At 49.2% G+C, this 13123-nt stretch carries 10 protein-coding genes and 1 pseudogene; all 11 read left to right on the forward strand.

All coding sequences use genetic code 11. From position 1 onward, the window contains the following. Position 1: 1 nt before the first annotated feature. The 11 genes and pseudogenes from ACI1P2_RS20140 to ACI1P2_RS20190 all read left to right on the forward strand — a co-directional run bounded on the left by ACI1P2_RS20140 (position 2) and on the right by ACI1P2_RS20190 (position 13112). Complete coding sequence (locus ACI1P2_RS20140) at positions 2–907, forward strand: carbohydrate ABC transporter permease (RefSeq protein WP_355321969.1); 906 nt, start codon at positions 2–4, stop codon at positions 905–907. Positions 908–932: 25 nt separating this feature from the next. Continuing rightward, positions 933–2606: an ABC transporter substrate-binding protein gene (locus ACI1P2_RS20145; protein ID WP_355321971.1), complete on the forward strand. Its 1674-nt coding sequence runs from the start codon at positions 933–935 to the stop codon at positions 2604–2606. A gap of 428 nt (positions 2607–3034) precedes the next feature. Continuing rightward, entirely contained in the window at positions 3035–3307 is a 273-nt protein-coding gene (locus ACI1P2_RS20150) for a hypothetical protein (protein WP_355321973.1), read from the forward strand. A gap of 331 nt (positions 3308–3638) precedes the next feature. After that, positions 3639–4631: a ubiquinol oxidase subunit II gene (cyoA, locus tag ACI1P2_RS20155; RefSeq protein ID WP_355321975.1), complete on the forward strand. Its 993-nt coding sequence runs from the start codon at positions 3639–3641 to the stop codon at positions 4629–4631. A gap of 24 nt (positions 4632–4655) precedes the next feature. Further along, positions 4656–6632, forward strand: coding sequence for a cbb3-type cytochrome c oxidase subunit I (locus tag ACI1P2_RS20160; protein ID WP_355321977.1), 1977 nt, complete (start codon positions 4656–4658; stop codon positions 6630–6632). Next, a complete protein-coding gene (gene cyoC, locus ACI1P2_RS20165) occupies positions 6632–7237 on the forward strand; it encodes a cytochrome o ubiquinol oxidase subunit III (RefSeq protein ID WP_355321979.1) in 606 nt (201 codons plus the stop codon). Before ACI1P2_RS20160 ends, cyoC begins: the two co-directional genes overlap by 1 nt. Beyond that, positions 7238–7570: a cytochrome o ubiquinol oxidase subunit IV gene (gene cyoD, locus ACI1P2_RS20170; protein ID WP_355321981.1), complete on the forward strand. Its 333-nt coding sequence runs from the start codon at positions 7238–7240 to the stop codon at positions 7568–7570. Between the two features lie 275 nt (positions 7571–7845). Next, positions 7846–8253: pseudogene (gene tnpA / locus ACI1P2_RS20175) on the forward strand (IS200/IS605 family transposase). Next, positions 8250–9419 (forward strand): RNA-guided endonuclease InsQ/TnpB family protein, encoded by a 1170-nt coding sequence (locus ACI1P2_RS20180; RefSeq protein WP_355321983.1) that lies wholly within the window; start codon positions 8250–8252, stop codon positions 9417–9419. Before tnpA ends, ACI1P2_RS20180 begins: the two are co-directional and overlap by 4 nt. 384 nt (positions 9420–9803) lie before the next feature. Then, a complete protein-coding gene (locus tag ACI1P2_RS20185) occupies positions 9804–10829 on the forward strand; it encodes a hypothetical protein (RefSeq protein WP_355321985.1) in 1026 nt (341 codons plus the stop codon). 315 nt (positions 10830–11144) lie between these two features. Further along, positions 11145–13112, forward strand: coding sequence for a heavy metal translocating P-type ATPase (locus tag ACI1P2_RS20190; RefSeq protein ID WP_355321987.1), 1968 nt, complete (start codon positions 11145–11147; stop codon positions 13110–13112). Positions 13113–13123 lie beyond the last annotated feature (11 nt).

The following is a 13123-nucleotide window of genomic DNA, read 5'->3' on the forward strand; positions in this document are numbered from 1 at the left end:
GATGACCAACAAAGCCTTCAATGCGACACGATCGGAGAAGCTGTTTGATCTCTTCAATATCCTGTTCATGATTATGGTGCTTGTCATAACGCTGTACCCCTTCCTTAATGTGCTGGCCATTTCATTTAATAACTCGATGGATACCGTCCGGGGAGGTATTTATATTTGGCCCCGGCAGTTTACGCTGGAGAATTACAAGACCATTTTTCAGTATGAAGGGCTTATTCAAGGGCTGCAAATTTCAATTCTGCGCACGATTGCAGGCACCCTGCTGGGTCTGCTCAGCGCCTCGATGCTGGCCTACACACTGAGCAGAGTTGATTTTCAGGGCAGAAGATTCGTTTCCGTATTTCTGGCCCTGACGATGTACTTTTCCGGTGGTTTGATTCCCGTCTACATTCTGATGCGTGATCTTCACTTGATCGGCACCTTCTGGGTATACATTTTGCCCGGGATTGTGAGCGCATTTAATGTGTTTGTCGTACGTTCGTATATTGACGGCCTGCCCTATGCGCTGCAGGAATCGGCGAAGCTGGATGGGGCTAATGACTTTACCATCTATTGGCGCATCATTCTTCCGCTCTGCAAACCTGTATTGGCAACGATCGCCCTCTTTCTGGCTGTAGGGCAGTGGAATGCCTGGTTTGATACGTATTTGTACAATGGCTCGAAAAAGCATCTTACCACGCTCCAGTACGAGCTCATGAAGGTGCTCCAGAGCACCCAGCAGGGTGGCAGCGGCTCGGTCAGAAATATAAACGACATGGCTCAGCAAATGGCGCAAATTTCGCCGGAATCCATCAAGATGGCCATCACTATTGTCGTAACCGTGCCTATTTTGCTGGTCTACCCCTTTCTGCAAAAATATTTTGTCGGAGGCATGACGCTTGGTGCTGTCAAGTCCTGAACCCTATTCATCGGGAGGAATTTACATGAAACCACAAAAACTAACCAAATTCGCACTCATTCCGCTTCTGTCGTTTTCTCTGCTCGCAGGCTGCGGGGGAGGGAAAGAACCGGCGGCGTCCGGCAGCGAAACAGATCCGATTACGTTCACTTTTTTTGGTGCCGACTCAAGCCCGCAGTGGAATAGTATGAAGGACGAGGTCGGACAGGAGATCATTAAACGGACGGGGGTTACCCTTGAAGCGGAATTTGCAATCAGCGACGGCGGTAAAGACCGAATTTCCCTTATGGCCGCCAGCGGCGATTACCCGGACTTGGTGTCTGCCAAAGCGGAAGTGGCAAAGCTGGTGGACGCCGGTGCCATGATTGATTTAACGGATCTGATCAATGAACACGCGCCGAATCTGAAGAAGCTGTATGGACCATACATGAACCGTCTGAAATACAGTCTTGAAGATCCCTCTATTTACGTTATCCCTTCGTATGCCGGGGTTAATCAGACCTACTTTGACGCTCTGGGGGGATTTGAAATTCAGCATAGGGTACTGAAAGAGCTTGGATATCCGAAGGTGAGAACGCTCGAAGATTTTGAAAACGTGCTAAGAACCTACAAAGAGAAACACCCGACGATTGACGGGCAGCCCACTATCCCGCTTACCCTTGATGCCGATGACTGGAGAATCATGATTACGGTGACCAATCCGGCATTTCAGGCAACCGGAGCCCCGGATGACGGGGAATACTACATTGATCCTGAAACCTATGAAGCCAAGCTGCATTACAAGCGGCCTGAGGAAAAGGAATATTTCCGTTGGCTGAACAAGATGTACAACGAAGGGCTGCTCGATAAGGATAGCTTTGTCCAGAAAAACGACCAGTACAAGGCCAAGATCGCAAGCGGCCGTGTACTTGGGCTAATCGATCAAGAGTGGGGATATCAGGACGCGGAAAACGCCTTGAAAGCGGCCGGCAAAGCGGATGCATCCTATGCCCATTTCCCGGTGACCATGTCGGAAGAATATAAAGACCGTTCCTTCCAGGATACAGGTTTTACCTCAGGCTATGGTGTTGGTATTACCACCTCCTGTGAAGATCCGGTGCGGGCTATTAAATTCCTTGACTTTCTTGCTTCCGAAGAAGGGCAGGTGCTGCTCAACTGGGGTATCGAGGGTAAGCATTATAGCGTGAAGGACGGCAAGCGGGTCATTCCCGAAGACGTGCAGAACGAGAAGAGCAATAATGCCACCAGCTTCCAACAAAATACCGGCATTGATCTGTATACGTTGATGAGCGGGCATTACGGCGATGGAGTTAAAGACTCCACAGGCAATTATTATACAACCAAATTCCCGGAGCAGATTGTCGCATCCTATTCCGAGCCAGAGAAAGAAACGTTAAAAGCTTATGGAGTCGAGACCTGGAAAGAGCTGTTCCCGGATAAGGAGGAATTCCCGGTCAAGCCGTGGGGGGCAGCCTACAATCTGACTGTTGAGACAGGGTCCGATTACCATGTCACGTTCCAGAAGACGCAGGATATCATCCGCAAACGCATCCCGGAAGCCATCCTGAGCTCATCGGAAAGCTTTGATGCGGTCTATGACGGAATGCTGCAGGAGCTGGACGCGGCCGGAGCGGTTAAAATGGAACAGGAGTATACACAACTGATCAAGGACCGCGTCCAGTTATGGAACGGAAATTAAAAGTTCCATTGATCTAAATTCTCATTGTTAATTGTTCTGAGACGCTCCGAGAACGAACCATTCCTCCAATCGCTATTGACCCCAAATTTCAATGAATTATTCTTGACGAGGGAGAAATTTGGGGTCAAAGGCGAACGCTGCCGCTTTTCCGGAATTGCTTCGTCCTCTCCGCTGCTTCGTGCATACTCCTACTTTACAAGAAAGAACGAGAATCAAAAGGGATTTTTTTAATATTCCTTATTTTAGAAATAGTCGGGAACAGGAGCGAGCTTACCCCTGTTCTCGACTATTTGCCCTTCCAAGATAAAAAGGTGGTGTTTACCGGGACTTGCATTCTGTTTAATAAGCATTACATGGTTTTCTTGTTTCTGCGGGATACTTAAAAGGTATCGGGATTTGGAAATGAGCTTTGGAAGGAGGGCATTGTTATGTCTTACAAAACCCAGCCGATTGATAAAGTAGAAACAAAGGACAAGCGGATGAAGCGCTCAGTAGCAACCATGACTTTCTTTTTCTGGGCGGCTTTAATCATAGGCCTGATCACCATTGTGGTCAATTTGAGCTTCTTCAGCGACCGCAATTTGGGACTGATGATTGGTATTGGTTTTGTGGTGGGAAGTATATTTATTTACTTTATAGGGAAATATATGGGTGCTGTGCGCAAAAAGGAAGACCAAGAGGATGGCAATGACTTTCGCTAGAAGCCGACTGCATCCATGAATCAGAATTGCTATGAGAAGATCTTCGGTGAGCGGAAGCGGCTGCGTCGAAGGTCTTTTTTAAAATTTATAAAGCTTTAAAGGCTACGGTGGAGCCGAGTCGATAGCGTTTTCTTTAGCCGGAATTCCGAACCTGATCCGGAGCAGAATTTCAAGTGAAAAAAATTTTTGTGAGATTAAATTCACAAAATCAAAAGAAATATCGACAAATTTGTTAACAATACAAAAAAGAGAGTAATTTTCTGCTATCTTATATAAGGACAGATTGAAATGGGTGTGTAGTTCGAGCACATTTTAAGGAGAGGGGAACATCATGAACAAAAAACCAAAAGCTATTATTGCATTGGTTTTGACCGTGCTCACGGTAGCCTTGATCATTTGGACGTGTTTTTTCTCGGGCGGAAGCTACTGGGTTTTCGATCCCCAAGGACCAATTGGTCAAGCGCAAAAAGAGCTGATTATTATTACTACCGTTTTGGCCCTGGTAGTAATTCTCCCGGTCATGATCATGACTTTCGTGATCGTCTGGCGCTACCGGGACAGACCGGACAGCAAGGCCAAATACAAGCCGCATTGGGATGACAGTGCGAAGCTGGAGACTATCTGGTGGGGGATTCCGATCGTCATTATTATCGCAATTGCGGTCATTACTGCGAGATATACGTATGATTTGGAGCCTTCCAAGCCTTTGGCTTCCACGGAGAAGCCGATCACCATTCAGGTTAGCTCCTTGGACTGGAAGTGGCTGTTCATGTATCCGGATGAAGGAATTGCGACTGTGAACTCCCTTACAATTCCCGAGGACGTGCCGGTCCGCTTCGAACTGACGTCGGATGCGCCGATGAACTCCTTCTGGATTCCTCAGCTCGGCGGCCAGATCTATACGATGTCAGGCATGGCCATGACGCTGCATTTGCAGGCGGATCACCCGGGAACTTATTACGGTTCCGGAGCGAACTTCAGCGGTGAGCACTTTGCGCAAATGAGATTTGACGTGAATGCCGTAACCCGCGACCAATACAACCAATGGGTACAACAAGTGAAGCAGGAGAACAACCCGCTTACGGAAGAAGGTTATACCGCTCTCGCGCAGCCAGGCGTGGGACAGAAGACAACCTATTCCGCCTTCCCTGAAGGCTTGTTCCAACGGATTGTTACGAAGTACGTGGTACAAGGTTCCGAAAATCCTCATGGCGGTCACGGAGCGCAAGCGCCGGCTGTAACAGAGACTGCGTCTGCCGTCGGGGCCACATCGGCTTCCGGCAGTGAAGAGGCTCAAGCAAGTCCATCTCATTCAGGACATTAATGATCTCGGGAAAGGAGGCCCCCAATGCTAGATAGATTGATTGAGTTTGCACAATTCTTTTTCGTTACCGGCGATCCCCTCATTTATGGGGCAATGGTATCGATCGCACTTGCAACCATTGCGATTTTATTCGTGCTGACTTACTTTAAAAAATGGGGCTGGCTCTGGAAAAACTGGTTGACAACAGTTGACCATAAGAAAGTCGGTATTATGTACATCCTGGCATCGATCCTGATGCTGTTCCGCGGTGGTGTGGATGCCCTCATGATGCGTGCCCAAATCGCGCTTCCTGATATTAACTTCCTGCACCCTGAACACTATAACCAGGTATTTACGACACACGGCACGATCATGATCCTCTTCATGGCGATGCCGCTGATGTTCGGTCTTTTCAATATCGCGGTTCCCCTGCAAATCGGGGCGCGCGACGTTGCTTTTCCTTTCCTGAACGCCCTCAGCTTCTGGCTGTTCTTTATGGGCGCGATGCTGTTCAACCTGTCCTTCGTTATCGGCGGTTCGCCGGATGCAGGCTGGCTCAGCTATCCGCCTTTGTCGGAACTGCAGTATAGTCCGGGCGTAGGACAAAACTTCTATATCTGGGGTATACAGATCTCAGGTATCGGTTCACTTGCAACAGGCATTAACTTTATCGTGACGATTATCAAAATGCGTGCTCCGGGCATGACCTGGATGAAAATGCCGATGTTCACATGGTCGGTATTCGCATCTTGTCTTATTATCATTTTTGCATTCCCGATTCTGACGGTTACACTTGCACTGCTGTTCCTGGATCGCTTTGGCGGCGGGCATTTCTTCACGCTTGATATGGGCGGCAACCCGATGATGTATATCAACCTGATCTGGATGTGGGGCCACCCTGAGGTATATATCGTGGTGCTTCCTGCTTTCGGTATTTATTCGGACGTTATCAGCGCATTTGCGAAAAAGAGACTTTTCGGCTATAAATCCATGGTGTTCGCGATGCTGATTATCAGCGTCCTGTCCTTCTTCACTTGGGCTCACCACTTCTTTACGATGGGCTCGGGCGCGGATGTCAATGCCTTCTTCGCCATAAGCACGATGGCGATAGCCATTCCGACAGGGGTTAAGGTATTTAACTGGCTGTTCACGATGTACCGCGGCAAGCTGAGCTTCCCTACACCGATGATGTGGGCGATTGCGTTCATACCGAACTTCCTGATCGCAGGTCTGACGGGTGTCATGCTGGCGGTCGCACCGGCAGACTTCCAGTTCCATAACAGTTACTTCCTGATCGCCCACTTCCACTCCGCGCTGATCGGCGGCGTTGTGTTTGGTTATTTTGCAGGTCTGTACTACTGGTGGCCTAAAATGTTCGGCTTCTCCCTGCCTGAGAACCTGGGCAAATGGGCGTTCTGGTTCTGGAACATCGGTTTCTATGTCTGCTTCCTGCCGCAATATTCGCTTGGTCTGATGGGTATGACCCGCCGGATCAGCACCTACGGCTGGGATACAGGCTGGGCTCCGCTCAACTTTGTGTCTACGATCGGCGCGTTCCTGATGGGGATTGCATTCCTCTTCCAGGTAGCACAAATCGGCATGGGCATTAAGCATTACCGCAAGCTGAAAGCATCCGGCGATCCTTGGGATGCCCGGACGCTGGAATGGTCCATTCCATCTCCTGCGCCTGAGTATAACTTCGCTACCATTCCGCAGGTTACAGACCGCGACGACTGGTGGGAAGAGAAAGAACGCCGCAAACAGGGAATTTACAAGGAAGAACAGCCAATCGAACCGATTCATATGCCGAAGAACTCGGCCATTCCGTTCATTATGTCGGTGTGCTGGTTTGTTGCAGGCTTCGGCTTTGTATTCGGCTGGTTGATCTTTATTATTCCAGGCTTGCTCGGTGTTGCGGCATGTATGATCGCCCGTTCCTTCTACTCGTACGACGCGGACTACTACATCCCTGTGGATGAAGTCAAACGCACCGAAGCGGCTATAAGAGGAGGGTCGGTATAATGGCACAAGCAACATCACATCATGGCCATGGCCATGACCATGGGCATCACGATCCTCAGGAACTGAAAATGCTCGGCTTCTGGATTTTCCTGGTTACCGACGTCATTTTGTTCAGTACACTGTTCGCTACGTTCGCAGTGCTGCGGAACAATACGGCCGGAGGACCAGGCCCGGAAATCTTCAACATGACAGGCGTTGTACTTGAGACATTCCTCCTGCTTACGAGCAGTTTCACAAGTGGTATCGCCGTGCTTGCCATGAACAAAGGCAACCTGAAACAGCTTCTCGGCTGGCTGGTTGTCACAGTATTGCTCGGCTTGGGCTTCCTCGGGCTTGAAATTTACGAGTTTGTAGAAATGGTGCATGAAGGGGCTACCTTTATGACCAGTGCTTATCTGTCCGCATTCTTTACTTTGGTAGGTACACATGGTTTGCACGTTACCGTGGGTATCTGCTGGATGATCGGCCTTATGATTCAGCTGAAGAAGCGGGGAATTACAGATGTGACAAGAGGCAAAATCTCCGCGATCAGCTTGTATTGGCACTTTTTGGATGCTGTCTGGATTTTCGTACTTTCAGTTGTCTATCTGATGGGGGTGATGTAGATGGCACAGCACCACACTGGCGCGGATTCGCACGAGCATGAAAGCCACGGCTCCATGAAATCCTACGTTATCGGTTTTATTCTGTCCATCGTTCTGACCATCATTCCGCTGGTTGTTGTTTTAAATCACATGATGGGCCGGACCGCAACCATGGTTGTCATTTTGGTGACCGCCGTTCTGCAATTTATCGTACAGCTCTTCTTCTTCATGCATATCCGTGAGGGAGATGGACCAAAATGGAATGTTATGACCCTGATCCTCGGGGTTGTCATCCTGCTGACGATTGTAGGCGGATCGATCTGGATCATGACTTACAATATGGTTGCTCATTAATGATCTAAACCAAAGGACCTCAAATCCTACAATTGTGTAGGATTTGAGGTCCTTTTTTAACATGTTTCCGTGAGAAGTCCCCTTCCTCTGCAGGTAGGGGATGAATCTCGGTTAGGCGAATCCTACATGCACTTGTCTATTGTATAAGGCTCGTGCTTTCCTAGTCGAGTATTTGTGTGGTATGATGGGAATATACGTTCTCGTTAAGGCGGTGACCCATCGTGTAAATCACGTTTCAATTTCGCCTCTACCCGACCCCCAAGGTTGGTGTGTAGATGAAATTAGACCCCAATATTCATTCAGTGTTCTCTCTAAACTACCATCTCATCCTTTGTATCAAATATCGTAGAAAAGTGCTGACGGATGAGATCTCAGAGGATTGGAAAAGCATTTTTGAACGCATTGGAGCAAACGATCATATGGCATGAAGAGAATAGCATCACGATCGCGATCCTATTCATGTGCTTTTCAAGGCGCATCCCAACACGGAACTATCCCAATGTATCAACGATTAAGAGTGCCAGCTCTCGTCCTATCAAGAAAGTTTCCCCGATGTAAAAAAGAAATTGTGGAAACAATATTTCTGGTCGTAAAGTTACTGTCTGATTACCGTGGGCGGCGCCCCTCCGGAAGTATGGAAAACCTATATTGAGCATCCAGGGAAGGAGGTGAGAGTGGAGTGATTCGCTGTGTCAAAACCGCATTCCGAACTTCCAAAGCCGATCTGGACCGACTGTTTGCGTGCAACCGGATTTCAGCCGAAGTCTGGAATGAGTGTCTGTCCATCGCCAAGAACTATTTTATGCAACACGATGGAAAATGGATTGGACAAACCAAACTTCAAGCCGCTATAAAAAATCGATTCCCCCTTCACTCCCAGTCTGTACAGGCTGTTTGTCATAAATATTTGTTTGCCCGCGAGAGCGCAAGGCAAGCGAAAAGGCAAGGTCTGAAGACCAAATACCCCTATAAAAACAAGAAGTATTTCAACACGAAATGGGTAGACCAATCGTTCAAAATCGAGGGCAACACTATCCAATTAAGCTTAGGCATCCAGAATGGAAAGCGCCAGCAACCGATTCAGATCGTCGTGGCCGACTTGCCTGATGCCGAGATCAAAGAAATCGAACTGGTGTATGACCGAAAAATGATGGTTTCTCTTTGCTATGAGGACGGGGAAATGGCCAAAGTCAACGAGGGCAGCGAGGTTGTAGGTGTGGATTTGGGAGAGATTCACTCGATCGCAGCAACGACCACTGCAAATCAGTCCATCCTCATTACGGGAAGAAAAGCCAGAAGCATTCATCGGTTACGCAACAAGAAACTGGCCGAAATCCAGAAGCGGATGAGCAAATGCCAAAAGGGCAGTCGGCAATGGAAAAAGTACAAGAAAGCCAAAACCTACATCCTCGGCAAAAGCGAGCGTCAACTCCAGGATGTCATTCATAAAACAACCAAGCAATTTGTTCAGTGGTGTACGGAAAATGACGTCAAGGAAGTCGTTATAGGCCAAGTGGAAGGCGTACAACGCCATACGAAAAAGAAGAAAAGCAAAACCGTCACGCAAAAGTTATCCAATTGGAGCTTCGGCAAGGTCCGGAAACAACTCGAATACAAGCTTGAAGCCCATGGAACAAGCGTGAAACAGGTGGATGAAAGCTACACGAGTCAACAATGTCCTTGTTGCGGTAGAAGGAAAAAGACTTCTACAAGAAATTACACCTGTTCCTGCGGCTATGAAGAACATCGAGACGTTCATGGAAGCAAAGGAATATTGTCCAAATATCTGCATGGAGAAATCCGATATTTGGGCGAAACGAAATCGATCAAGTATCTACGGATCGCTTAGATGAGCGAGAAGTAGTAGACGGTGAGTTCCCACCCACTTGCAGAAGTGTTGCTTACTGAACTACCCCGTTAGATTTCCGCTGCTGGCAGCGAAATCAAATAGCCAACCTATTTGTTTGCAGAAAGTAACGGCGTGGCTGGTAAGAAACCCCTACTTCTAAGTCAAGCGTAAGTAGGGGAGGTTCATTGACCAAACTCAGCTCCATATACCAATCATCTGTCCATGGTGACGGGAACAGGTTTTTGATTGGAGAATTACACAGACATAGGAGTATAAATCCATTGTCAGCTTAATACGCTAGAGGAGAAATGCAGTTCTACATCTTGGTAAGCGCTTACCGAAACTTGCTTCATTAGTGAGCCGGTACGAAAGGAAGGTGTATCCATGGAATACGATTTGGATAAGGAGGAGACTGCGATAAGCAGCGAATCTGTTCCTTTGCTGGTGGAGCTTGTTCAGAGAGGTGTTATGAGCAAACCGAATGCATTGCTGCAACATTTTTTGGAGGACGCAGTCCGGCGGCATACGGACACAAACTTATTTCAGATATCTCAAAATTCAGCGATGAACACACTGTTGGAATGGTGTGACGATTTCCGGTATTCGCGGCTGCGGCTAAACGCCCGTTGGGGAAGCAGGCCAGTATCACACGGGAAAAAGGCTGATGGACTTTGTCTCTTCAATGGTGGACTGCGGCAGGAGGGAAGATTAGCTGATTTGGTTGAGTCCTGCAGGTCTGCCAATGATCCTGAGGAGCACAGTTTACTGTCCGACCGGATCATCAGCAGGCTTGAGCACGAGTATGAGCACTGGTTTGAGCATATGCAAGGGCAGCCGGTAACTGTGTCTCTGGTACAGGAATCAGGTGTCTCTCCGCATAAGGATCATTTCCTGGATCAGCAGCTGGAGGCGGTCATGCGTGCAGCGCTTAAGGCTATGAAGAACGGGTGGGAGCCGGTGCCCGAGATTGTGATTGCCAATCCCGGAGCAGGAGATGCATTCAGAAAGCTGCGCGAATGGGTGGATGCTGTAGCCGAGCAAACATTATGGACTTACTACCGCAGCCTGCCTTACCGCATCGGTGGCCTGCTGTCTGCTGACCATTCCGTATCGGCTGCCTCCGCTGAACTTGCATATTATACCGATTTGCTCTTTATTGATTACACGCAAATGCTTCCGGATTACGCTGAACTTAATAACATGGTGAAATCTGTACGCAGGATCAGGCCCGCCATGGAGATATGGGCCATTCTCAGCCATGTTGATGAGAATATGGAGCCAGCCTTTCAATCGGGCGTTTCAGGAATCGTTTGCCCTCCGTCTGAGGTGGCGCTCTTTAAACTTAAAGCCGCACAGCTGGCACTTCGGCAGAATCACGGTGGTGAAGCAAGGCGGCAAATTTTTGGATGAAAGCTTCTTGTCCGCTTAACCGGACATTTTCCTGCAGTTGGACATCGAAAAAGAGGGATCTGCCCTGAGCCGTGGGCAGGTTCCTTTTTGCATGTAAACACCTATTTTTAATTTGGCCTGTTTACATTTCCGGGGCGCAGGGCGTATAATAGGAGCAAGAAAGTTTCATCGACACAAAATATTTGATTAATTGCAAAATTGATTATCATTCTCATTTATACATGCTGCTTTGCCTTTATGGCAAAGCAGCATGTGTCATTTTAAGGGCAGTAAAAATGGCTCTCATTCTCAATTAGAAAAGGACTGTGATGACAAATGCAGGCTATCAACAATGCTTTACCACAACCCGCCAAAGCTATTGTGCCACAAACGGGCAATCAGGGACCCGGCCGCAAACGCCAGTTTCAGCTGGGCAGCATGCTCAAAAATAAAGAAATACAGACTGCAATGGCGAGCGGTGTTCTGATGTTGTCGGCTTGGGGAATATCCCATTGGTCGTATTGGCTGTCTATTGTGCTGTATATCTTGTCCTATACGCTCGGCGGTTGGAGCAAGGCACGGGAAGGTATAGAAACACTGGTGAAAGAGCGTGATCTGGATGTAAATCTGCTGATGATCGCGGCATCGCTCGGAGCTGCCGCTATTGGCTACTGGAACGAGGGGGCCATGCTTATCTTCATATTTGCGCTCAGCGGTGCGCTGGAGAGCTATACGAACGAGCGCAGCAGCAAGGATATTTCGGAGTTGATGGCGTTAAAGCCTGAGACCGCTCTTCGTCTTACCGGTAAGGATATGGAAACAGTAAACATAGAGGAGCTCGTTCCAGGCGATCTGCTGCTCGTCAAGCCAGGCGAGCTGATTCCAGCCGACGGGCGTGTTAGCAAAGGACTTTCTGCTGTCAATCAGGCGTCCATTACAGGAGAGTCGGTGCCTGTGGACAAAACAGCGGGAGATGAAGTGTATGCGGGCACTTTGAACGGGGAAGGTGTACTGTACATTGAGGTATCGAAAAATACCGAGGAAACGCTCTTTGCCAAAATTATAAGGCTGGTGGAGGAAGCGCAGACGGAGGTACCGGACTCGCAGCGTTTTATCAAGCGCTTTGAATCCGTCTATGCACGGATTGTGATAGGCGTCACCCTCTTGCTCATCGCCGGTGCTCCGCTTCTGCTGGGTTGGAGCTGGCAGCAGGCCTTCTATAAAGCGATGGTATTTCTGGTAGTGGCGTCGCCCTGTGCTTTGGTTTCTTCCATCATGCCGGCGGTATTGTCCACCATATCCAACAGAGCGCGTAAAGGAATCCTGTTTAAGGGCGGGGCACATGTTGAGAATATGGCTTTGACATCTGTCGTGGCATTTGACAAAACAGGCACGCTGACTGTCGGGGCGCCGCTTATAACGGATTGGGTGACAGCCGAGGGATATGATGCGGATGAGGTGCTTTCAACGGCTGCAGCCATCGAAGCGTTCTCCATGCACCCGCTGGCAAGAGCGGTAGTGAAGAAAGCGTCTGAGCGGCTGCTCACCCTGCCGGAGGCGGTGAATGTCCAATCGCTCACAGGCTGGGGAATGGAAGGCGAAGTTCATGGCACACGCTGGCAAATCGGGCGGACCGACATCCTTGATCGCGTAGAGAATACCACACAGTGGAGAGAACTACGCAGCCGATTTGAAGGGGAAGGCAAGACGGTATCTGTCATTTTGCATGAGGGTCAGGTTGCCGCACTGATGGCCATACGTGATGAACTGCGCCTGCAGGCCCCGGAAGCGGTGCAGCGTCTGCGCAGCATGGGGGTCAAGGTGGTCATGCTGACGGGCGACCGTTATGAAACGGCAGCGGTGATTGCAGCCCAAGCCGGAGTGGATCAGGTTTATGCGGGACTCACCCCTGAAGATAAGGTTAATTATGTAAAAAGCTTGCGGGAGCGTTACGGTCATGTCGTTATGGTGGGAGACGGTGTAAATGATGCGCCGGCTCTTGGAGCGGCGACGGTAGGACTGGGGATGGGAATGAACGGGAGCGGCGCGGCGCTGGAGGTGGCCGATGTCGTTCTGATGAATGACGGCATTGAGGAAATTGCCCCGACCATTGCATTGGCCCGCCGAGCCCAGCGAATTATCAAGCAGAATATGATTTTTGCGATTACAGTCATTCTGCTGTTGATCGCCGGCAACTTCCTGGAGAACATTGCGCTTCCGCTTGGGGTAGTCGGTCATGAAGGAAGTACGCTGCTTGTAATCCTGAACGGGCTTCGTTTGCTTCGCTCCCGAAGTTTCGGATGAACAGCACTTGT

This window comes from Paenibacillus jiangxiensis (assembly GCF_046098255.1).
GTDB classification, from domain to species: domain Bacteria; phylum Bacillota; class Bacilli; order Paenibacillales; family Paenibacillaceae; genus Paenibacillus; species Paenibacillus jiagnxiensis.

Excerpts from the sequence above, each read along its gene's own strand:
- ACI1P2_RS20140 (WP_355321969.1), top strand. The coding sequence starts at position 2 with ATGACCAACAAAGCCTTCAATGCGACACGATCGGAGAAGCTGTTTGAT.
- ACI1P2_RS20145 (WP_355321971.1), top strand. The coding sequence starts at position 933 with ATGAAACCACAAAAACTAACCAAATTCGCACTCATTCCGCTTCTGTCG.
- ACI1P2_RS20150 (WP_355321973.1), top strand. The coding sequence starts at position 3,035 with ATGTCTTACAAAACCCAGCCGATTGATAAAGTAGAAACAAAGGACAAG.
- cyoA (WP_355321975.1), top strand. The coding sequence starts at position 3,639 with ATGAACAAAAAACCAAAAGCTATTATTGCATTGGTTTTGACCGTGCTC.
- ACI1P2_RS20160 (WP_355321977.1), top strand. The coding sequence starts at position 4,656 with ATGCTAGATAGATTGATTGAGTTTGCACAATTCTTTTTCGTTACCGGC.
- cyoC (WP_355321979.1), top strand. The coding sequence starts at position 6,632 with ATGGCACAAGCAACATCACATCATGGCCATGGCCATGACCATGGGCAT.
- cyoD (WP_355321981.1), top strand. The coding sequence starts at position 7,238 with ATGGCACAGCACCACACTGGCGCGGATTCGCACGAGCATGAAAGCCAC.
- ACI1P2_RS20185 (WP_355321985.1), top strand. The coding sequence starts at position 9,804 with ATGGAATACGATTTGGATAAGGAGGAGACTGCGATAAGCAGCGAATCT.
- ACI1P2_RS20190 (WP_355321987.1), top strand. The coding sequence starts at position 11,145 with ATGCAGGCTATCAACAATGCTTTACCACAACCCGCCAAAGCTATTGTG.